The sequence below is a fragment of the Trinickia acidisoli genome (assembly GCF_017315725.1).
GTDB classification, from domain to species: Bacteria; Pseudomonadota; Gammaproteobacteria; order Burkholderiales; family Burkholderiaceae; genus Trinickia; species Trinickia acidisoli.
Genome location: NZ_JAFLRG010000001.1, coordinates 3,657,321 through 3,677,944 on the forward strand (window position 1 = coordinate 3,657,321; position 20,624 = coordinate 3,677,944).

General features: G+C 65.2%; 19 protein-coding genes. 15 read left to right on the forward strand and 4 right to left on the reverse strand.

Going from position 1 to position 20,624, the window contains the following annotated elements:
* Window positions 1-35: 35 nt before the first annotated feature.
* The 3 genes from J3485_RS16795 to J3485_RS16805 form a co-directional block, all read right to left on the reverse strand.
* Window positions 36-872: a PhaM family polyhydroxyalkanoate granule multifunctional regulatory protein gene (locus J3485_RS16795; protein WP_206954799.1), complete on the reverse strand. Its 837-nt coding sequence runs from the start codon at window positions 870-872 to the stop codon at window positions 36-38.
* A gap of 40 nt (window positions 873-912) precedes the next feature.
* The gene (locus tag J3485_RS16800; protein ID WP_206954801.1) at window positions 913-1,761 is read right to left on the reverse strand and encodes an enoyl-CoA hydratase/isomerase family protein; all 849 of its coding nucleotides are present in this window, start codon (window positions 1,759-1,761) and stop codon (window positions 913-915) included.
* A 131-nt stretch (window positions 1,762-1,892) separates the two neighbouring features.
* Window positions 1,893-2,882 carry a fumarylacetoacetate hydrolase family protein gene (locus J3485_RS16805; RefSeq protein WP_206954804.1) on the reverse strand — a complete coding sequence of 330 codons (990 nt, stop codon included), beginning with the start codon at window positions 2,880-2,882 and terminating at the stop codon, window positions 1,893-1,895.
* Window positions 2,883-3,035: 153 nt separating this feature from the next.
* On the opposite strand from J3485_RS16805, the gene J3485_RS16810 reads away from it, so the two are divergent.
* From J3485_RS16810 to metH, 5 genes are all read left to right on the forward strand, one after another.
* The gene (locus J3485_RS16810; RefSeq protein ID WP_206954806.1) at window positions 3,036-3,911 is read left to right on the forward strand and encodes an IclR family transcriptional regulator; all 876 of its coding nucleotides are present in this window, start codon (window positions 3,036-3,038) and stop codon (window positions 3,909-3,911) included.
* A 127-nt stretch (window positions 3,912-4,038) separates the two neighbouring features.
* On the forward strand, window positions 4,039-5,250 hold the full coding sequence (locus tag J3485_RS16815) for a DUF3108 domain-containing protein (protein ID WP_206954808.1): 1,212 nt from the start codon (window positions 4,039-4,041) through the stop codon (window positions 5,248-5,250).
* A gap of 263 nt (window positions 5,251-5,513) precedes the next feature.
* Complete coding sequence (locus J3485_RS16820) at window positions 5,514-5,771, forward strand: BTH_I0359 family protein (protein ID WP_206954810.1); 258 nt, start codon at window positions 5,514-5,516, stop codon at window positions 5,769-5,771.
* 168 nt (window positions 5,772-5,939) lie between these two features.
* A complete protein-coding gene (locus tag J3485_RS16825) occupies window positions 5,940-7,010 on the forward strand; it encodes a homocysteine S-methyltransferase family protein (protein ID WP_206954822.1) in 1,071 nt (356 codons plus the stop codon).
* Window positions 7,011-7,067: 57 nt separating this feature from the next.
* The gene (gene metH, locus J3485_RS16830; RefSeq protein WP_206954831.1) at window positions 7,068-9,785 is read left to right on the forward strand and encodes a methionine synthase; all 2,718 of its coding nucleotides are present in this window, start codon (window positions 7,068-7,070) and stop codon (window positions 9,783-9,785) included.
* A gap of 159 nt (window positions 9,786-9,944) precedes the next feature.
* Here the strand turns inward: metH and J3485_RS16835 are convergent, their stop codons facing one another.
* Entirely contained in the window at window positions 9,945-10,271 is a 327-nt protein-coding gene (locus J3485_RS16835; protein ID WP_115532645.1) for a DUF1840 domain-containing protein, read from the reverse strand.
* 262 nt (window positions 10,272-10,533) lie between these two features.
* On the opposite strand from J3485_RS16835, the gene argS reads away from it, so the two are divergent.
* From argS to J3485_RS16885, 10 genes are all read left to right on the forward strand, one after another.
* Window positions 10,534-12,309 carry an arginine--tRNA ligase gene (gene argS, locus J3485_RS16840; RefSeq protein ID WP_206954846.1) on the forward strand — a complete coding sequence of 592 codons (1,776 nt, stop codon included), beginning with the start codon at window positions 10,534-10,536 and terminating at the stop codon, window positions 12,307-12,309.
* A 136-nt stretch (window positions 12,310-12,445) separates the two neighbouring features.
* A complete protein-coding gene (locus tag J3485_RS16845; RefSeq protein WP_206954849.1) occupies window positions 12,446-13,270 on the forward strand; it encodes an SPOR domain-containing protein in 825 nt (274 codons plus the stop codon).
* A gap of 136 nt (window positions 13,271-13,406) precedes the next feature.
* Window positions 13,407-14,054: a thiol:disulfide interchange protein DsbA/DsbL gene (locus J3485_RS16850; protein WP_206954850.1), complete on the forward strand. Its 648-nt coding sequence runs from the start codon at window positions 13,407-13,409 to the stop codon at window positions 14,052-14,054.
* Window positions 14,055-14,082: 28 nt separating this feature from the next.
* A complete protein-coding gene (locus J3485_RS16855) occupies window positions 14,083-14,853 on the forward strand; it encodes an SDR family oxidoreductase (RefSeq protein ID WP_206954852.1) in 771 nt (256 codons plus the stop codon).
* A 121-nt stretch (window positions 14,854-14,974) separates the two neighbouring features.
* Complete coding sequence (locus J3485_RS16860) at window positions 14,975-15,799, forward strand: helical backbone metal receptor (protein ID WP_206954855.1); 825 nt, start codon at window positions 14,975-14,977, stop codon at window positions 15,797-15,799.
* Between the two features lie 100 nt (window positions 15,800-15,899).
* Window positions 15,900-17,483 carry an ABC transporter substrate-binding protein gene (locus J3485_RS16865; RefSeq protein WP_206954857.1) on the forward strand — a complete coding sequence of 528 codons (1,584 nt, stop codon included), beginning with the start codon at window positions 15,900-15,902 and terminating at the stop codon, window positions 17,481-17,483.
* Window positions 17,484-17,590: 107 nt separating this feature from the next.
* Window positions 17,591-18,355: a hypothetical protein gene (locus tag J3485_RS16870; protein ID WP_206954859.1), complete on the forward strand. Its 765-nt coding sequence runs from the start codon at window positions 17,591-17,593 to the stop codon at window positions 18,353-18,355.
* Between the two features lie 103 nt (window positions 18,356-18,458).
* Entirely contained in the window at window positions 18,459-18,812 is a 354-nt protein-coding gene (locus J3485_RS16875; protein ID WP_206954861.1) for a YciI family protein, read from the forward strand.
* Window positions 18,813-18,923: 111 nt separating this feature from the next.
* A complete protein-coding gene (locus J3485_RS16880; RefSeq protein ID WP_206954863.1) occupies window positions 18,924-19,337 on the forward strand; it encodes a YciI family protein in 414 nt (137 codons plus the stop codon).
* Window positions 19,338-19,339: 2 nt separating this feature from the next.
* Complete coding sequence (locus J3485_RS16885) at window positions 19,340-20,617, forward strand: RNA polymerase sigma factor (protein ID WP_206954865.1); 1,278 nt, start codon at window positions 19,340-19,342, stop codon at window positions 20,615-20,617.
* Window positions 20,618-20,624: the final 7 nt, after the last annotated feature.

Genomic DNA, 20,624 nt, shown 5'->3' on the forward strand with positions numbered 1-20,624 from the left:
AGGCGAGTCGGCGGACCGACGCTGATCGGCGCGCGTCATTTTTCCCCGCGCGCCGCGCCGCTGCTCGATCCAGTTGGGCTATTCGCACCGCTTTTGCGCGCGGGCGCGCGCTTGGCGGCCGGCTTGGCCGGCTTGGCCGTCGACGCGGCGCTGCCGTCCTGGGCCTTGGCTCCCTGCGCGCGGGCGCCGCCGGCCTGCTTCGGCGAAGCCGCCTTCGCGCCGGCCTCGCTATCCGAGCCGGGCTGTGTCATCGCGAACGCGGCGAGCTGGTTGAACTGCGACTGCAGCAAGTTCCACCACCCCGCGGGATCGAACGCGGCGTTGCCAGCTTCGTCTGCCTGCGTGCCGGAACCCTGCGTGTCGCCGGCCGCATCGGCATTGCCGCCTGTACTGCCTGCGCTGCCGCCCGCGTCGCTCGGCCGGCTCGACGCAGGCGCACTACCCGCCGAAGCGCCCCACGGCGAGGACGAACTCGCTTTCGTAGCCGCCGGCTGTGCGCGCTCGGGCGGCTGCGTCATCGACGCCTGCGCGAACGCGCCGAACGCGCGCAGCGTCGCCAGCGTCGAGCGCTGCACTTCGAGCGCCTGAATCGCCGATTGCAGCATGTTCAGATTGAGCTTGAGCCATTGCTCGACGGCGCGCATGTCGGTGATGCGCTTGTCGAGCTCCTCGACGTTCATGAGCGGCGACATCATGTCCGACATCGCGGTGAGCGGCGAGCCGAAGCCTTGCGCCGTCCCCGGCTGCATCCCCGGAAACGCCGCACCGAACGGCGTCAGGCGCATCATGTCCCACATCTTGTCGAGCATCTCCGCGGGCGGAAAGCCCGGAAAGCCAGGGAAAGGCGGCTTATCGCCGGCAGTGTCGGTCATCGAGTGCTCCTCCGATACGATCAGAATTCGTCAAGACACATCAAGAAAATTCGTCGCCGCCCGGGAAGTCGGGCGCGCGCCGCTCGCGCAACGAGCGAATGCCCTCGCGCACGTCCGGGCCCGAGAAGCCCATGAATTCGAGCGCGAGCGACGTATCGAACGTCGGCCCCGCCATGCGCAACCAGTTGTTGAGCGCATATTTGGTCCAGCGGATCGCGCTCTGCGAGCCCTGCGCGAGCCGCGCCGCCACCTCGAACGCCTTCGGCAGCAAGTCGGCTTCGTCGACCGCCAGCGAAACGAGCCCGATCCGCTCGGCCTCGGCCCCGCTCACGGCCTCGCACAGCAGCAAGTAGTACTTCGCTTTGGCCATCCCGCACAGGAGCGGCCACACGATGGCGGCATGATCGCCGGCCGCGACGCCTAGGCGCGTGTGGCCGTCGATGATGCGCGCGTCGTTGGCTGCGATCGATACGTCGGCCAGCAAACCGGCCACGAGCCCGGCGCCGACGGCTGGCCCATGCATCGCCGAGACGATCGGCTTGCTGCAGTTGATGACGTTGTAGACGAGGTCGCGCGCCTCGCGCCAGACGCGCGAGCGCACCTCGAAGCGATCGGCCATCTGCTCGACGAGGCCGAGATCGCCGCCCGCCGAAAAACCTTTGCCCTCGCCGCGAATCACGGCGACCCGCGTGTCCGGATCGCGATCGACGTCGCGCCAAATCTCGGCAAGCTCGCGATGCATGCGATCGTCCGCGGCCGCGAGCCCGCTTTTGTTCATCCCTTCCCCGCTCATGACGATTTCGAGCACGCCGTGCGGATGACGCCGCAAGCGCAGCGAGCGGTAATGCGCGTAGGGCGCCAAGTCGCCGGGGGTCGTGGTGTCGGTCATCCGTGTCGGATCAAGTTGGTTGTTCTCGAAAGCCCGCCTGGGCTCGGCGCCGCTCGATCGTCAGTGTAGGCCCGCGCGGGCCCTGCCGCATCGGGCCAAACCCGGCGCGAGCCTCGCGCTCTCAGGAACGCTCACGCGTGCTCGCGCGGGGCGACCGATTGCTCGATCGCCCCGAAGATCGACTTGCCGGCCTGATCGAACATCTCGATCTTGACGGTATCGCCGTATTTCATGAACTCCGTTTGCGGCGCGCCGTTCGCGATCGTCTCCAGGCAGCGCTTTTCAGCGATGCAGCAATACCCGCGCTGCGCGTCCTTGTTCGAGACGGTACCCGAGCCCACGATCGAGCCGGCGCGCAAGTTGCGCGTCTTCGCCGCATGCGCGATGAGCTGGCCGAAGTGGAACACCATGTCGACACCCGCGTCGGGTTGGCCAACCTTCTTTCCGTTCCAGTGAACGATCATCGGCCGCTCGACGCGGCCCTCGCGCCAATGCTCGCCGAGTTCGTCGGGCGTCACGGCCACGGGCGAAAACGCCGTGGCCGGCTTGCTTTGAAAGAAGCCGAAGCCCTTTGCGAGTTCCGCCGGAATCAGGTTGCGCAGCGAGACGTCGTTGACGAGCATGAGCAGGCGCACGGCCTTGAGCGCCGTCTCAGGCGCGGTGCCCATCGGCACGTCGGACGCGATAACGGCCACTTCGGCCTCGAAGTCGATGCCGAACGCCTCCGACGCGCAGACGATGTCCTCGCGCGGACCGAGGAAGTCGTCGCTGCCGCCTTGATACATCAGCGGGTCGGTCCAGAATTCAGGCGGCATGTCGGCGCCGCGCGCGCGGCGCACGAGCTCGACATGATTCACGTACGCCGAACCGTCGGCCCACTGGAATGCGCGCGGCAACGGCGCCATGCAGTCCTTCTGCTCGAACGCGAAGGGATGACGGGCGCGGCTCTGATTCAGCGCATCGTAGAGCTCGGCGAGCTGCGGCGCGTAGAAGGGCCAATCGTCGAGCGCGCGCTGCAGCGTCGGCGCGATGCTGTCGGCGATGGCGGCCGTGCGCAGATCGCGCGAGACGACGATGAGTTGACCGTCGCGCGTACCGTCTTTGAGCGTGGCAAGTTTCATGTGACGAGATTCGAAGCCGTGAGATGACGATAGAGGGAATCTATTTTACGATGGTGAATGCGCGGCGCCGCCCGGCTTCGGCCGATGATAAGCCGTGCCGCGCTTTTTGCCTTCGTTTCGCCGTCTTCGACCTCTCGTTCTCAACGCTTGCCCATGTCCGCCAATCCGTCTTCCTCGCATGACCCGCTCGATCCCGCGCTCGGCGATCCGCACGAGCCGCTCGACGATGCCGTCGAAGGCGAGGAGAAGGTGCGTACGGGGATTCAGTCGATCGAGGTCGGGTTTCGCCTGCTGGAAGTGCTCACGAACGAGCCGCGCGCGATGATGCTGCGCGATCTGGCCAAGTGCGCGCAGATGAGCCCCGCGAAGGCGCACCGCTACCTCGTGAGCTTCTTGCGCTTGGGCATCGTGGCGCAGGACCCGGTGTCGGGCCGCTACGAGCTGGGCGGATTCGCCCTGCAGATGGGGCTCGCGCGGCTCGCGCGCGTGGACGGCGTCAAGCTTGCGCGGCTTGCCCTCGGGGCGCTGCGCGATCGGCTCGACGTCACGGTCGGCATCGCCGTGTGGGGTAACCTGGGGCCGACGGTCGTCCATTGGACGGAATCGAGCCACCCGGCGAAAGCGTCGCTCAAGCTCGGCGACGTCATGCCGTTGCTCGGCTCGGCCACGGGCCTACTGTTCGCGGCCTATCTGCCGCGCGGCAAGACAGCGGCGCTGATCGAGCGCGAACTCGCCGACTCGCGCCGCTCAGCGCATACGACCGGGCCGCGCAGCGAAGCCGAGCTCGAGCGCGTGCTCGACGAAATCCGCGCGCACGGAGCCGCGCGCGTGGCGGGCATGCTGCTGCCGACCATTCACGCTTTTTGCATGCCCGTGTTCGACGCCTCGGGCGATCTTGCGCTAGGGCTCATTGCGCTGGGGCACGAAGGCACGTTCGATCTGTCGTGGGATGGGGAGATTGCGCTCGCGCTGAAAGCATGCGCAAGCAAGCTGTCCTACGAACTCGGCTACAGCGACATGCCGCGGTAGCGATCGCCACGCCCGCCCACCACCGGCACGATGCGCGGTTTGCGGGCATCATGTGGGTTGTCCACGCATTTCAAGCCGTTTCGGCGCTCGACACGCCGTCGCCCCACCGACGATCGAGCACACCGCCATGTCGTCCCTACTCTCCTCCGACACCGCTCGCCCCGGCCCCGCTCGCAGCGGGACGCGCCAGCTCGTCCGGCGCTGGGGCATCGCGCTTGCGACGGTCGTCGCGCTCCATGGCGCGGCGCTCGTGTGGTTCGATCGGTACCACGATGCGTTCGCCCCGGAAGCGGTCAAGCCGCCGCTGCAGGTGGCGCTGTTGACCGCGCAACCGATCGCACGCGATACGGCACGCGCGCGTCCCCGTCATCCGGCCGAGGCGCGCCCCGCGCCGGTGCACGCGGCGCAATCCAGTCAAACGCCGGTATTACACGCGCTCGCCCCCGCCGAGACCGCGCCCAAGTCACCCGAGGCGGCGAGCGAAACACAGCGCGACGCAACGGGGCGAAGCGCGGCAGCCGGTGCATCCGCGCCGAGCGCCTGGCACGCCGCCGCGGCGGCGCCAGCAAGCGCACCGAGCGCGGGCGTACGCTTCTCCGTCCCGCCATCGGGAAATTTGCACTACAACACGTTTTACAACGGGGTGGAAAACGCGCCCGGTACGATCCAGTGGGAGAGCGACGGCGATGGCTATACGATGATCGTCTCGGTACCGCTGCCGTTCGTCGGCACGTTCTCGTACGAGAGCCGCGGCCGCATCGACGCGTTCGGTCTTGCACCTGAACGCTACATCGAAAAACGCGGACGCCGCCCCGAAGAGGTGACGACGTTCGATCGCACGGCGCGGCGCATCGGCTTCACGCGCACGAGCGCGACGCTCGCGTTGCCGAACGGCGCGCAAGATCGCTTCAGCATGGTCATGCAGCTCGCAAGCCTCGTGCGCGGTGACCCGGATGCCTACACGCCCGGCGTCACGCGTTCGTTCTACGTGGCCGACGACGATAGCGGCGAGTTGTGGCCGATCGAGACGATCGGCGACGAATCGATTCGGACTGCCGAAGGTTTCCTCGAGACGCGCCACTTCACGAGACTGCCGCGACACGAGGGCGATCGTCGCCGCATCGACGTCTGGCTTGCTCCATCGCTCGGCTGGCTGCCCGCCCGGATCGTGCAGACGGAGCCCAACGGCTCGCAGATCGAACTCGTTTGGCGCGGCCCGCTCGTCGCCCCGGGCGCGGAAAATGCGGTATCGAAGGGAAGGACACCGGATGATTCTTCCGATGCCAAGGAGGTCGATACCGGGCCGGCCGAAGTCGGGCCAGCACGCGAGCACCCCTAAACCGGCGCCCGCGCGTGCCGTTATCAAGTGTATCGAGGCAAACGGACGATCCTCGATGTTTTCCCTTGCCGCTCGAACGTTTTGCATGGTCGGGGTCTAACTTGTAGGTCGACGACGCGCATTTGCACGGAACGCACATTTGGTTGCAATGTTTCAACCCGTTTTAAGCGTCGTTTAAGACCCACCCCTTGAAATTCCATGCAACACGCTCCACGTACTGGGCGGAAAACGGCCAGGAGCCAAACGGAATAAGGAGTGTCGCCATGCAAATGATCTACAACAGCCCCAACTATTGTGTCGTCGAGTTCGCGCCGCAAGCAGACCATCTGGCGATGAACGCGGGTGGCTACGAAATCGTAGACAAGAACGCGCAGCGCGAAATCTTCATCGAAGGTGCAATGGCGGCACAGTTTCGCGAACACGTCCGCAAGCTGATCGAAGAAGAACCCACGCTCGACGAAGTCGACGAGTTCCTCGGTCAATTCGACAGTCTCATGACGCAGCCCGTGGTGCTCCACTAATCCACCGGGCCGGGTGCCGCGAAGCGGCACGGCATCGCCCCATCGAGCCCCGTCCGGCACGCCGGACGGGGTTTTCTTTTACGAACCCCTCTCCGCGCCCGCCCGGCGGGCAAGGCCGGCAGCCGCTACAATGACGGTTTCCCCGAACACGCATTGCGCCCGCCAGCCATGAATTCGTCCGCCGCCGCTTCCGCCGCATCGCCCACTACCGGCACGCATTACACGCGGGGCGCAAAACTGCCCGCGCTGCTAGCGTCGCGCATTCTGATTCTGGACGGCGCGATGGGCACGATGATCCAACGCTACAAGCTCGACGAAGCGCGCTATCGCGGCGAGCGCTTCAAGGATTTCGCGCGCGACGTAAAAGGCAACAACGAGCTGCTGTCGCTCACGCAGCCGCACATCATCCGCGAGATCCACGAGCAGTATCTCGCGGCGGGCGCCGACATCATCGAAACCAACACGTTCGGCGCCACGACGGTTGCACAGGCCGACTACGGAATGGAATCGCTCGTGCGTGAGATGAATCTCGAGTCGGCCAAACTTGCGCGCGCGGCCTGCGACCAATACTCGACGCCCGACCAGCCGCGCTTCGTCGCCGGCGCGATCGGGCCGACGCCCAAAACGGCCAGCATCTCGCCCGACGTGAATGATCCTGGTGCCCGCAACGTCACGTACGACGAGCTGCGCGCGACCTACTACGAGCAGGCGCAAGCGCTGCTCGAGGGCGGCGCCGACCTGTTTCTCGTCGAGACCATCTTCGACACGCTCAACGCCAAGGCCGCGCTGTTCGCACTCGATGAGTTGTTCGAGAACACGGGGGAAGTGCTGCCGATCATGATTTCCGGCACGGTGACGGACGCATCGGGCCGCATTCTCTCGGGGCAGACGGTCGAAGCGTTCTGGAATTCGCTGCGCCACGCGAAGCCGCTGACGTTCGGGCTGAACTGCGCGCTCGGCGCCGCACTGATGCGCCCGTACATCGCCGAACTCGCCAAGCTCTGCGACACCTACGTGTCGTGCTATCCGAACGCCGGCCTGCCGAATCCGATGAGCGACACCGGCTTCGACGAAACGCCGGAAGACACGTCGAGGCAACTGAAGGAGTTCGCACAAGCCGGGCTCGTGAATCTCGCCGGCGGCTGCTGCGGGACGACTCCCGAGCATATCGCGGCGATAGCCAAAGCGCTGAGCGGCGTGAAGCCGCGCGCGTGGGCACACTATCGCGACGCGGCTTGAGCCACACGCCGCCTCGCACTCAGCTTCACGCTTGACCGCTTTTCATCGACGAGAACCATGACCGAACACATGATGCGCCTTGCCGGCCTCGAGCCGTTTAACGTCGCCTCCGGCGCGCTCTTCATCAACGTCGGTGAACGCACGAACGTCACGGGCTCCAAGGCGTTCGCACGCATGATCCTGAACAACCAGTTCGACGATGCGCTCGCCGTCGCGCGCCAGCAAGTCGAGAACGGTGCGCAGATCATCGACATCAACATGGATGAAGCGATGCTCGATTCGAAAGCGGCCATGGTGCGCTTTCTGAACCTCATCGCCTCCGAGCCCGACATCGCGCGCGTGCCGATCATGATCGACTCGTCGAAGTGGGAAGTGATCGAGGCGGGCCTCAAATGCGTGCAAGGCAAGGCCATCGTCAACTCGATCTCGCTGAAGGAAGGCGAAGACGCGTTCCGCCATCACGCGCGACTCATTCGCCGCTATGGCGCCGCGGCCGTCGTGATGGCGTTCGACGAAACGGGCCAGGCCGATACGTTCGAGCGCAAGACGCAGATCTGCGCGCGCTCGTATCGATTCCTCGTCGACGAAGTGGGCTTCGAGCCCGAAGACATCATCTTCGATCCGAACATCTTCGCCGTCGCAACGGGCATCGAAGAGCACAACAACTACGCCGTCGATTTCATCGAGGCCACGCGCTGGATCAAGCAGCACCTGCCCTACGCGAAGATCAGCGGCGGCGTGTCGAACGTCTCGTTCTCGTTCCGCGGCAACGACCCGGTGCGCGAAGCGATCCACACGGTGTTCCTCTATCACGCGATCCAAGCGGGGATGGACATGGGCATCGTCAACGCCGGGCAGCTCGGCGTCTATGCCGATCTCGATGCCGAGTTGCGCGAGCGTGTCGAAGATGTCATTCTCAATCGCCGCGCCGATGCCACCGACCGCCTGCTCGAGATCGCCGATAAGTTCAAGATCGGCGGAGCGAAGAAGGAAGAGAACCTCGAATGGCGCAATCAGGGCGTCGAAGCGCGTCTTTCCCATGCGCTCGTGCACGGCATCACGAACTTCATCGTCGACGACACCGAAGAGGTCCGCCAGAAGATCGATGCCGCGGGCGGGCGTCCGATCAACGTGATCGAAGGGCCGCTGATGGACGGCATGAACATCGTCGGCGACTTGTTCGGGCAGGGCAAGATGTTCCTGCCTCAGGTGGTCAAGTCGGCGCGCGTCATGAAGCAAGCCGTCGCGCATTTGATCCCGTTCATCGAAGAGGAAAAGAAGCGGCTCGCCGCGGCGGGCGGCGACGTGCGCGCGAAAGGCAAGATCGTCATCGCCACGGTGAAGGGCGACGTGCACGACATCGGCAAGAACATCGTGTCGGTCGTGCTCCAGTGCAACAACTTCGAAGTCGTCAACATGGGCGTCATGGTCCCGTGCAACGAGATCCTCGCCAAAGCGAAGGTCGAGGGCGCGGACATCGTCGGCCTATCGGGGCTCATCACGCCGAGCCTCGAGGAGATGGCCTATGTCGCCTCGGAAATGCAGCGCGACGAGTACTTCCGCGTCAAGAAGATCCCGCTCTTGATCGGCGGCGCGACGACCTCGCGCGTGCACACGGCCGTCAAGATCGCGCCGCACTACGAAGGGCCCGTCGTCTATGTACCCGATGCCTCCCGGTCGGTGTCGGTCGCCTCGAATCTGCTGTCTGACGAAGGCGCGGCCAAGTATCTCGACGATCTCAAGACCGAATACGATCGTATCCGCGTGCAGCACGCCAACAAGAAGGCGCAGCCGATGGTGACGCTCGCCGCGGCGCGCGCGAACAAAGCGAAGATCGATTGGGCCGCTTATCAGCCCGTCAAACCCGCATTCATCGGCCGGCGCGTGTTCAAGAACTACGATCTGAACGAGCTCGTCCAGTACATCGATTGGGGCCCGTTCTTCCAAACTTGGGATCTGGCCGGCCCCTATCCCGCGATTCTCAACGACGAGATCGTCGGCGAATCGGCGCGGCGCGTGTTCTCCGACGCCAAATCGATGCTCGCGCGGCTGATTCAAGGCCGCTGGCTGACCGCGAACGGCGTGATGGCGCTACTGCCCGCGAACACGGTCGGCGATGACGACATCGAGATCTATACCGATGAATCGCGCACGCAAGTGGCGATGACGTGGCGCAACCTGCGTCAGCAAAGCGTGCGGCCCGTGGTTGACGGCGTGATGCGGCCGAACCGCTCGCTCGCCGATTTCATCGCGCCCAAAGACTCGGGCGTGGCCGACCACATCGGCCTATTCGCGGTGACGGCCGGCATCGGCGTCGACGCGAAGGAAAAGCAATTCCTCGCGGACCTCGACGACTACAGCGCGATCATGCTCAAAGCGCTCGCCGACCGCTTGGCCGAAGCGTTTGCCGAAGCGATGCACGCGCGCGTGCGGCGCGAACTCTGGGGCTACGTGTCGAACGAAGCGCTCGACAACGAGGCGCTCATCGCCGAGCGCTACGTGGGCATCCGCCCTGCGCCCGGCTATCCGGCCTGCCCCGATCACCTCGTCAAGCGCGACATGTTTACCACGCTCAAGGCCGACGAGATCGGCATGACGGTGACCGAATCGCTCGCGATGCTGCCCGCCGCCAGCGTGTCGGGCTTTTACATCGCGCATCCGGAAAGCCGTTACTTCTCCGTCGGCAAGATCGATCGCGATCAGGTGGAAGACTTCGCGCGCCGCAACGAAATCGCCATGCCGGATGCGGAGCGCGCACTCGCACCGTTGTTGTAGGCGCCGGTGGGGCATCGGTATAGGCATCAGGGCCGCGAACGGCCTGCGCCCAAACGGAAAGAGCCTGGTTCGCGCAAGCGCGTGAACCAGGCTCTTTTTTCAGATGGAAGCAGCGGCAGGCCTACTGCGCACCCCCTCGTGGCGCGCGGGCCTTGAGGCTCAAACGCCCCAAAGGACGTCGGCGTTTTCGCGCTGCGCCTCGCGCAGCATGTCGAGAAACGGGTAAGCGCGCTGTGCGAGGCCGATCGGCAACTCGTGACGCTCGTGCCCTTCTTCGCCCTCGTGGAAGTGCCCCTCGTGCTCGGCAATCTCCCGCTTGTCCGTCACGATCGCCGCCTCGAGCTTCGAGATCGCCGTAGGCAGCTCCTCGTGTGTAATCACGCCGCGCGCGCCCAAGTGCTTGCCGACGATGCCGACAAGATATTGGGCCAGATTTTCCAGCATTACGACGTCTGGCGCCGCACGACATTTGAATGTAATCAACATGATGGACCCGTTTCCTTCGTTTTGTTTACTATGCCTGACAGCGCCGTCATATTGCTTACCGCGAGCGGCGCGTGCCCGCGCCGAACCACGCGGGCCGGGCGCCGTTTGCCGGTCGCCACATTGAGACATTTTAGCACCTGGTAAAATCCGGCTAGACACAAGCGCGCCTTCGCGGCGCGCGCCGGCCTCGACGGCCGCCCGCCATTGCGCCAAACACCCGCGTCCGCCCGGCGGACCCCATTGCCGACCGAATCGAAACAGCATGCTGCCAGCCCACAAACAGAGTCTCGAAGCCTTGCTCGCCGCGAGCATCCAGCAAGTCGTCACTGAAGCGAACGGCGATGCCGCCGCCACGCCCGCGATCGCGCTCGAGCGCCCGAAGCAAGCCGCACATGGCGACGTCGCTTGCAACGTCGCCATGCAACTGGCCAAACCGCTCAAGAAAAATCCGCGCGAACTCGCGCAGCACATCGTCGATGCCCTGCTCGCGCAGCCCGCCGCGAACGACTTGATCGAGAGCGCCGAGATCGCGGGCCCAGGGTTCATCAACCTGCGCCTGACCTCGAGCGCGAAGCAGGCCGTCGTGGGCGCCGTCATCGCCGAGGGCGCCGCGTTCGGCCGCTCGACGCACGGCGCCGGCAAGGGGGTGCTCGTCGAGTTCGTCTCCGCGAATCCCACCGGGCCGCTGCACCTCGGCCACGGCCGTCAAGCCGCGCTCGGCGATGCGCTGGCGAACGTTCTCGCGAGCCAGGGCTATGCCGTGCACCGCGAGTTCTACTACAACGACGCGGGCGTGCAGATCCACAACCTCGCCGTCTCGACGCAAGCGCGTGCGAAGGGTTTGAAGCCCGGCGAGGAAGGCTGGCCCGAAGCCGCATACAACGGCGAATACATCGGCGACATCGCGCACGACTACATGAACGGCGAGACGGTCGCGGCCAAGGACGGCGAGCCCGTCAAGGGCAAGGGCGACATCGACGATCTCGATGCGATCCGCAAGTTCGCCGTCGCCTACCTGCGCCACGAGCAGGACATGGACTTGCAAGCGTTCGGCGTGAAGTTCGATCGGTACTACCTCGAGTCGTCGCTCTACACGGAAGGACGCGTCGCGAAGACGGTGGAGGCGCTGATCGCCACGGGCAAGACGTTCGAGCAGGAAGGCGCACTCTGGCTGCGCACGACCGAATACGGCGACGACAAAGACCGCGTGATGCGCAAATCCGACGGCACGTACACGTATTTCGTGCCCGACGTCGCTTATCACATCGCGAAGTGGGAACGCGGCTTCTCGAAAGTCATCAACGTGCAAGGCTCCGACCACCACGGCACGATCGCGCGCGTGCGCGCGGGGCTGCAAGCGCTCGGCGTCGGCATCCCGAAGGGCTACCCCGATTACGTGCTGCACAAGATGGTCACCGTCATGCGCGACGGCCAGGAAGTGAAGATCTCCAAGCGCGCCGGCAGCTACGTGACCGTGCGCGACTTGATCGAATGGTCGGGCGGCGCGGTGCCGGGGCAAGAAACCGCGCCCGATCTGCTCGACGAGGCGACGATCACGCGCGGGCGCGACGCCGTGCGCTTCTTTCTGATCTCGCGCAAGGCCGACACCGAATTCGTCTTCGACGTCGATCTCGCGCTCAAGCAAAACGACGAAAATCCCGTCTATTACGTCCAATACGCGCATGCGCGGATCTGCTCGATCCTCACCGAATGGAAGTCGCGCTTCGGCGGCGACGAAACGGCGCTGCCGCGGGTAGACGTCTCGGTGCTCACGAGCGTGCGCGCGATGTCGCTGATGCACAAGCTCGCCGAGTATCCCGACATGCTCACGCACGCGGCCTTCGAGCTCGCGCCGCATGCGATCGCGTTCTATCTGCGCGAACTCGCGGGCGAATTTCACTCGTTCTACAATGCCGAGCGCGTGCTCGTCGACTCGCAGTCCGAGCGCGACGCGCGCATCGCGCTACTCGCGGCGACGCGCCAAGTGCTCGCCAACGGTCTCGCGACGATCGGCGTCTGTGCGCCCGCCAAGATGTAACGGCTTTGCATAACGGCCTTGCATTCGCCGCGCGGCGCCATGCGCCGTCGCTATAATCGATGGCCGCCTTTGCGCGGCTCTCGCTTGGCGCGAGCTGGGCAAGCCCCCCGAGTTTCTTTCGCAGGTGATTCAGACAATGGCAAAACCGAGTCGTACTTCGCCACGCAGAACAACCCCCAAGGGGACTTCCTTCGGGGCGCACTCCAAGGGCACGTCAAAGCGGTCTAAGCAAACCGGGGGTACATTCCTCGGCATCGTGCTGGGCTTGATCGTCGGTCTGGCGATCGCGGTCGTCGTCGCGCTCTACATCGAGCGCGCACCCACGCCGTTCGTGTCGAAGGTCGCGCCAGCCGGTGCGTCCGATGCGGGCACGATCGATCAGCAATACGACCCGAACCGCGCGTTGCAAGGCAAGTCGCCGGGGCAACCGGTTCCGCAAACCGCTCAGCAAACGCCGCCGAATACGGCTCCGGGGCAATCCTCGGGACAAACGGCCGCGCCCTCGCAGGCGCCGGGCTTGCTGCAAGAGCCGCAAATCGTCGAAGTGCCGTCAGCGGGCGGTGCGTCGGGCACGACCGGCAATGCGGCCACTGCGCCCGGTCAGCAAACGCAAGCGAATGCCCAGGCTCCCGCGCAGCAGAAGAAGCCGGCCCAAGTGGCGAACGTGCCGCCCTCGGCCGCGCCCGGTACCAACGGCGCGCCCACGGGCGCGAACGAGGCGAATACGGGCTACTTCCTGCAGGTGGGCGCCTATAAGACGGCGGCCGACGCCGAACAGCAGCGCGCACGCCTGGCATTCCAGGGTTTCGAATCCAAGGTATCGCAGCGCGACGCGGGCGGCGTCACTTACTTCCGCGTGCGCATCGGGCCGTTCTCGAAATTCGAGGATATGAATGCAACGCGTCAGCGCCTGTCCGACGCCGGCATCGATACGGCTGTGATTCGCTTTACCAAGCAGTAACCCATTTTCGGTAAGCGCCGCACGCCGCTGAACCTTGCGGCGGCGGCGCGAGTCTCAATCGGCAGCCGTCGATGCGAGCCACCCCGCCGCGGCTCGCCGAACAGGCGTCCCATGTTCATCGTACCCACGAGCCAAAATGAATAAACTGATCCGCACGCTGTTGTTCTCCGTCAGCCTGGCCGTCGTCGGCGCGGGCGTTGCGCAGGCTTCGCCGGCTGCGCCTGTCGCCGGCAAGGACTACACGGTCCTGAAGAATGCGCAGCCCGTCGACGTTCCCGCCGGCAAGATCGAAGTCATCGAATTCATGTGGTACGGCTGCCCGCACTGCAACGAGTTCGACCCGTACCTCGAAAAATGGATCAAGACGCTGCCGCCCGACGTCGTCTTCAAGCGCGTGCCCGTTGCCTTCCGCGACGATTTCATTCCGCATTCGAAGCTGCTTTACGCACTCCATGCGCTGGGCCTCGAACAAAAGCTGACGCCGGTCGTCTTTCATGAAATCCACGTCAACAAAGACTACTTGCTGACGCCGCAAGACCAGGCCAAATTCCTTGCAACGCAGGGCGTGGATCCCAAGAAGTTCATGGACGCCTATAACTCGTTCTCGACGCAAAGCGACTTGAACCGCGACAAGCAATTGATCCAGTCGTACAACATCGACGGCGTGCCGACGCTCGCGGTGCAAGGCAAGTACGAAACGGGGCCGGCCGCGACGGACAGCCTGCCCGGGACGATTCAGGTGCTCGACTACCTCGTCTCGCAAGTTCGCGCGAAGAAGATGTAATGCGTGATCTAACGCGCGAGGCGCCAGTATGAATTCGCCGCTGAAAGTTTTCATCACCGGCGCCTCGAGCGGCATCGGTCTTGCCCTTGCCGGAGAATACGCGCGGCAAGGCGCGACGCTCGGGCTCGTGGCGCGCCGCCTCGATGCGCTCGCTCAATTCGCTCGACGCTTTCCCCAACTTTCGATCTCGATCTATTCGGCCGACGTGCGCGACGAAGCTTCCGTCGCGCGCGCGGCATCGCAATTCATTAGCGAACACGGGCTACCCGACATAGTCATCGCCAACGCCGGCATCAGCAAAGGCGTTGCGACCGGGCATGGCGATCTCGCCACGTTTCGCGAAGTGATGGACGTCAATTGCTTCGGAATGGCGGCCACGTTCGAGCCGTTCGCGAAATCGATGGCTGAGACGCGGCGCGGTACGCTCGTGGGCATCGCCAGTGTGGCGGGGGTGCGCGGGCTGCCGGGTTCGGGCGCTTATAGCGCTTCGAAGGCGGCTGCGCTTGCCTATCTCGAATCGTTGCGCGTCGAAATGCGGCCGTTCGACGTTGCCGTCGTGACGATCGCGCCGGGTTATATTCGCACGCCGATGACGGCTCACAATCCCTACCCGATGCCGTTTCTAATGGATGCCGAACGCTTTGCGGAGAAAGCCGCCGGTGCTATCGCACGTAAGTCGCGATTTGCCGTGTTTCCCTGGCCGATGCGAATTGTGGCCACGCTGCTCGGCTGCTTGCCGCGCTGGCTGTATGACCGGCTTTTCGAGAAAGCACCGAGAAAGCCGCGAGCGGTGGTTTAGCGCGCTATCGCGGCGACTACGCAATCGACGCCTCGTTGCCGCGAAGGGTTGGGCGCTGGATCGTCATTGTGGCCTGCGCTCTAGCGCTTCCCCCCAAACGCTGCCAAACGCCTAGGCCGCCATGCATTCAATCGACGCCGCCGGAATCGGTCACCCACCGGCCGGCCCCAACGCCCGCATCGTCTCGCTAGTCCCGAGCATCACCGAGCTACTGTTCGCGCTGGGCCTAGGCGATCGCGTCGTCGGACGCACGGGCTTTTGCGTGCATCCACGTGAAGCCGTGCGTGCCGTGCCCAAAGTCGGCGGCACGAAAGCCGTCAAGATCGACGCCCTCCGCGCACTCGCGCCGACGCACGTAATCGTCAACATCGACGAAAACGAAAAGCCGACGATCGACGCGCTCGCGCAATTCGTCCCCCACGTCGTCGTCACGCACCCGCTTACGCCGCACGACAACCTTTCGCTCTACGCACTCATCGGTACGATCTTCAATTGCGAAGAAGCAGCCGCGAAACTGAGCAACGCACTTTCATCACGCCTAGATGCGCTCGCGCATGAGCCTTGGCCCAAGCAACACGTGCTCTATGTGATCTGGCGCGATCCATGGATGACAATCGCACGCGATACCTACATCTCGGCAATGCTGCGTCTCGTCAACTGGCAAACATGGCCCGACGTCACGGGCGGATTCACCGGGGCCAGCCGTTACCCGATCTTCGACTTCGATGCGCCGGAATTAGCCAGCGTCGAGCGGATCTTGCTCGCATCGGAGCCGTACCGTTTCACGGCAAAAGATCGCGACGCCCTTACCGCTGATAGGCGGCTCGCGGGAAAGACAGTGCAGCTCGTCGATGGCGAGATGGTTTCATGGTACGGCTCGCGCGCGATCGACGGCATCGACTACCTGCGCCGCCTCGCCGCGACGAGCCCCCGCATATCGATATAAGGGGCCCGTCGTTGTCGATACCGCGCGCTTGGGCTAAGCTCTTCGGCTCGACCCATCGCAGCTTCGATATTCGGCCGGCCCTCGCCCACAGGGAGAATCCATGCACGTCAAACTGCTCGCCGCCACGCTCGCCGTCCTGCCCGCGCTCGCACTCGCCAAGCCGCTCACCGTCTGCACCGAGGCAAGCCCCGACGGCTTCGACGTCGTGCAATTCAATTCGCTCGTCACGACGAACGCCTCCGCCGACGTCATCTTCAATACGCTCGTCGACTACGACGAAGCAGCGAAGAAAGTCGTGCCGTCGCTGGCCGACAAGTGGGAAGTGAGCAGCGATGGGCTCACCTACACGTTCCATCTGCGCCCCAACGTGGCGTTCCAAACCACCGACTACTTCAAGCCGACACGCCCTTTGAGCGCCGACGACGTCGTCTTCACGTTCGATCGGATGCTCGACACTGCCAATCCTTGGCACAAGGTGGCCGGCCCGAACGGCTTTCCGCACGCGCAATCGATGGGGCTCGTCAAGCTCGTGAAAGCCATCAAGAAGGTCGATGACAGCACCGTCGAGTTCGACCTGAACGAGCCGAACGCAACGTTCCTGCCCATGCTCACGATGGGCTTCGCGTCGATCTATTCCGCCGAATATGCGGACCAATTGCTCAAGGCCGGCAAGCAGACGGATCTGAACAGCAAGCCGATCGGTACCGGCCCGTTCGTCCTCAAGCGCTACACGAAGGACGCCGTGATCCGCTATGACGCCAACCCCACCTACTGGGGACCCAAGCCGAAGGCTGAGCGGCTCATCTATGCGATCACCCCCGATCCGACCGTGCGGGTGCAAAAGGTGAAGGCCGATGAATGTCAGATCGCGCTGTCGCCAAAGCCCGAAGACGTGGCGGCCGCCAAGAACGACAAGTCGCTCAAGGTCGTGCAGACGCCGGCCTTCATGACGGCGTTCGTCGCGTTGAATACGCAGCACAAGCCGCTTAGCGACGAGCGCGTGCGGCAAGCCATCAACATGGCGTTCGATCGCAGCACCTTTCTGAAAGTCGTCTTCGACGATACGGCCACGCCGGCGCTGAATCCCTATCCGCCCTCCACCTGGAGCTACGACAAGGCGATCGACGCATACCCGCACGATCCGGCGAAGGCCAAAGCGCTGCTCGCTCAAGCCGGCTATCCGAACGGGTTTTCGACGACGATCTGGGTGCGCCCGCAAGGCAGCGTGCTCGATCCGAAGCCGAAGGCCGGGGCCGAACTGCTGCAAGCCGATCTCGCCGAGATCGGCGTGAAGGCCGACGTCAAGGTCGTCGAATGGGGCGAACTCATCAAGGAAGCGAAGCAAGGGCAGCATGACCTGCTGTTCATGGGATGGGCCGGCGACAACGGCGATCCCGACAATTACCTGACGCCGCTGTTCAGTTGCAATGGCGTCAAATCGGGCATCAACTTCGCCCGCTTCTGCGATCCGAAGCTCGACAAGCTGATTGCCGACGGCCGCGCCACCGCGAACCCCGCCGCGCGGACGAAGGACTACGAGGCCGCGCAGAAGATCATTCACGATCAGGCGCTTTGGATTCCGATCGGCTATCCGACCGCGAGCGCCGTCACGCGCGACACCGTGACGGGCTACCAGGTCAGCGCGTTCGGCCGGCAGGATTTCGCGGACGTCTCCGTCAAATGACGCGGTCGGCAGTGGGCCTGCACGCCGGTCCGCCTGTTCGTCCGTTGACGCCTGCGATACGGCCGACTTAATCTAGGCGCCCGGAACGACGAATCGATAGAGCAGTCATGCGAAAACTCGGCCGCACGGTGGCGGCTTTCACGATCTGGGCCACGACAGCGGCCGCCTTCGCGCAATCGGCCGCACTCGAGCCGGCGGCGGACGCTTCAATCTCGGTCGCACCGATGACGGTCACGCAGGTCAGCGTGACGCCGGCGCCGATGCCCGCGCCCATGCCGACGCCGCCCATCGCGGCCGTCCCCGCGGGGCCCGCCCCGATGGTGGACGTGCCCGAAGCCGTCTACGTCAGGGAGTTCATCGCCGTGCCGGCCGATGCGCCGCCTTCGGGGCTGCTTGCCCGTCTGCGCGCCGCGTCGCACGAGCATCCCGCCAACCGCGGCACGGGGCTCGTCGCCCAGGCTGTCGTCCAGCGGCTCAATCACGCGGGTGTGGCGGCGCGCTACCTCGCGCCGGGCGAGCCGCCGCCGGTGCAGGGCTGGCTCCTCGACGGCGTCTTCCATTTGCAAGGCGCAGCGGGCGCCGCCGCGCTCGACGGCGCCGCGTCGGAAACCGAAGCGCTCGGCTCGGACGTTTCCGTCACCGTCGCCGATCTCGAACACAGCGCCGATACGCCGTTCGCCGTGATCGGTACGCCGCCCGCGGCAGCGCATGCCCAGAGCGCATGGCACCCGTACGTCGTCCCGGCCAAGCTCGCTTTCCCGCGGGCCGACCGCAACGCCGCCGTCGCCGCGCTGGCGCAGCAGATCGCCGATACGTTCGTCGGCAACATGATGGCGCTGCGCCGAGCCGACGCCAAGACGCTCTCCCCCTAACCCACCGCCCGCGCGCTCGCCCGGTGGCAACGCGCTCGCGCCTGCTCTATTCTTCTTGGCGAACGCGCCCCACCGCGGGCGCGCCTGTTCCCCGGAGTGAGCCATGCCCTATCTGCTGTTGATCGTCGAGCCGGTCGGCCAGCGCGCCGAGCGCACGCCCGAAGAAGCCCGGGCCGCCTACGATACGATGATCCGCTTCGCCGAGGATCTGAAAGCGCGCGGTCTGCTCGTCACTTCGCAATCGCTCGCCTCGACCGACGAAGCCGTGCGTGTCGAGTTGCGGGGCGGCGAGCGCCGCTTCATCGACGGCCCGTTCGCCGAGGCCAAGGAAATGGTCGGCGGCTTCTATCTGCTCAATTGCGACCGCGAAGACGAAGCGCTCGCCATTGCGGCCGAGTGCCCGGCGGCGCAATGGTGCACGGTCGAAGTCAGGCGGCTCGCGCCCTGTTCCGACTAGAACGCGGGATTGTCACGCGCGTTCGACGCGCCGATGTCGAGCGCCGGGCCTTTCGTTCGTCGTAGGAACAGGAGCCGACGGGCGGCTCTGTCACTTTCGAGGAGCGAAGCGATGCGTTTCATGATCATGGTTCGGGCCAACGCCCAAAGCGAATCGGGCGTCATGCCGGAAGAAAGCTTGGTGGCCGCGATGACGGCCTATCACGAAGAGTTGGCGAAAGCGGGCGTGTTGCTCGACGCGAATGGATTGAGGCCGAGTGTCGAGGGTTGGCGCGTGCGCTATTCGGGCGGCAAGCGCGCGGTCGTCGACGGGCCGTTTGCCGAAACGAAGGAACTCATCGCCGGCTATACGCTGATTCAAGTTCGCACGCGCGAGGAAGCGCTCGAGTGGGCGCGGCGCTTTCCGGCGCCGTTCGGCGAGATGGCCGACGGCGAGATCGAGGTGAGGCCGCTCTTCGAACTCGAGGATTTCGAGCCGAGCGAGAGCATCGAGCGCTTTCGCACCCTCGAGGCGAACCGGCGCTGAGCATGGCCAATCCTACCCATCGCGCAATCGAAGCCGTGTGGCGCATCGAAGCGGCGCGCGTCGTCGCGCATGCGGCGCGACTCGTGCGCGACATCGGCGTGGCGGAGGAACTCGCGCAGGACGCGCTCGTCGCCGCACTCGAGCATTGGCCGCGCGACGGGGTGCCGGACAATCCCGGCGCCTGGCTGATGGCGACGGTCAAGCATCGCGCGCTCGATAAGCTACGCCAAGATGCGCTTCATGCACGCAAGCACGAGGCGATGGGGCGCGATCTCGACGCGCTCGAAGCCCATGTCGTGCCCGATTTCGTCGATGCGCTCGATGCGGCGCGCGCGGACGACATCGGCGACGATCTGCTGCGGCTCATTTTCACGGCGTGCCATCCGGTGCTGTCGATGGATGCGCGCGTCGCGCTGACGCTGCGGCTCTTGGGCGGGCTCGCCACGCATGAGATCGCGCGCGCGTTCCTCGCGCCCGAAACGACGATCGCGCAACGGATCGTGCGTGCCAAGCGCACGTTGCGCGAGGCGCGCGTGCCGTTCGAGGTGCCGCGCGCCGACGCTCGCGCGGCACGGATGGCATCGGTGCTCGAAGTGATCTATCTGATCTTCAACGAGGGCTATGCGGCCACGGCCGGCGAAGACTGGATGCGCCCGGCGTTATGCGATGAAGCGCTGCGTCTCGCGCGCGTCCTCGCCGAGCTCGTGCGCGAGGACAGCGAGGTACACGGTCTGGTCGCGCTGATGGAGTTGCAGGCGTCGCGGCTTCGTGCGCGCGTCGACGCGAACGGGCGCCCGGTGTTGCTCGCCGATCAGGACCGCTCGCGCTGGGACCCGCTGTTGATTCGGCGCGGCCTCGCGGCGCTCGCGCGCGCGCAGGCGCTCGGCGGCGCGCTGGGCCCGTATGCGTTACAGGCGGCGCTGGCTGCTTGTCACGCGCGCGCGCATCGCGCCGAGGACACCGATTGGGCGCAAATCGTCGCGCTTTACGATGCGCTCGCGCAGATCAATCCGTCACCGGTCGTGGAGCTCAACCGCGCGGTCGCGATCGGTATGGCGTATGGTCCGCAAGCCGGTTTTGCGATCGTCGAGGCGCTTGCGGCCGATCCGACGCTCGCACGCTACCACTGGCTACCGAGCGTGCGCGGCGACCTGCTGGCCAAGCTCGGGCGGCACGACGAAGCGCGTACGGAGTTCGAGCGCGCGGCTGCGATGACGCAAAACGCGCGCGAGCGCGAGTTACTGCTGCTGCGCGCCGATGCGATGCGCGGCGTGCGCTGACGTCGCC

Bases quoted from the DNA above. Each gene is read 5' to 3' on its own strand.
- J3485_RS16805 (WP_206954804.1), bottom strand. From the start codon at position 2,882: ATGAAACTTGCCACGCTCAAAGACGGTACGCGCGACGGTCAACTCATC.
- J3485_RS16880 (WP_206954863.1), top strand. From the start codon at position 18,924: ATGCGTTTCATGATCATGGTTCGGGCCAACGCCCAAAGCGAATCGGGC.
- J3485_RS16865 (WP_206954857.1), top strand. From the start codon at position 15,900: ATGCACGTCAAACTGCTCGCCGCCACGCTCGCCGTCCTGCCCGCGCTC.
- metH (WP_206954831.1), top strand. From the start codon at position 7,068: ATGACCGAACACATGATGCGCCTTGCCGGCCTCGAGCCGTTTAACGTC.
- J3485_RS16795 (WP_206954799.1), bottom strand. From the start codon at position 872: ATGACCGACACTGCCGGCGATAAGCCGCCTTTCCCTGGCTTTCCGGGC.
- J3485_RS16885 (WP_206954865.1), top strand. From the start codon at position 19,340: ATGGCCAATCCTACCCATCGCGCAATCGAAGCCGTGTGGCGCATCGAA.
- J3485_RS16835 (WP_115532645.1), bottom strand. From the start codon at position 10,271: ATGTTGATTACATTCAAATGTCGTGCGGCGCCAGACGTCGTAATGCTG.
- J3485_RS16850 (WP_206954850.1), top strand. From the start codon at position 13,407: ATGAATAAACTGATCCGCACGCTGTTGTTCTCCGTCAGCCTGGCCGTC.
- J3485_RS16825 (WP_206954822.1), top strand. From the start codon at position 5,940: ATGAATTCGTCCGCCGCCGCTTCCGCCGCATCGCCCACTACCGGCACG.
- J3485_RS16815 (WP_206954808.1), top strand. From the start codon at position 4,039: ATGTCGTCCCTACTCTCCTCCGACACCGCTCGCCCCGGCCCCGCTCGC.
- J3485_RS16810 (WP_206954806.1), top strand. From the start codon at position 3,036: ATGTCCGCCAATCCGTCTTCCTCGCATGACCCGCTCGATCCCGCGCTC.
- J3485_RS16870 (WP_206954859.1), top strand. From the start codon at position 17,591: ATGCGAAAACTCGGCCGCACGGTGGCGGCTTTCACGATCTGGGCCACG.
- J3485_RS16800 (WP_206954801.1), bottom strand. From the start codon at position 1,761: ATGACCGACACCACGACCCCCGGCGACTTGGCGCCCTACGCGCATTAC.
- J3485_RS16820 (WP_206954810.1), top strand. From the start codon at position 5,514: ATGCAAATGATCTACAACAGCCCCAACTATTGTGTCGTCGAGTTCGCG.
- J3485_RS16860 (WP_206954855.1), top strand. From the start codon at position 14,975: ATGCATTCAATCGACGCCGCCGGAATCGGTCACCCACCGGCCGGCCCC.
- J3485_RS16875 (WP_206954861.1), top strand. From the start codon at position 18,459: ATGCCCTATCTGCTGTTGATCGTCGAGCCGGTCGGCCAGCGCGCCGAG.
- argS (WP_206954846.1), top strand. From the start codon at position 10,534: ATGCTGCCAGCCCACAAACAGAGTCTCGAAGCCTTGCTCGCCGCGAGC.
- J3485_RS16845 (WP_206954849.1), top strand. From the start codon at position 12,446: ATGGCAAAACCGAGTCGTACTTCGCCACGCAGAACAACCCCCAAGGGG.
- J3485_RS16855 (WP_206954852.1), top strand. From the start codon at position 14,083: ATGAATTCGCCGCTGAAAGTTTTCATCACCGGCGCCTCGAGCGGCATC.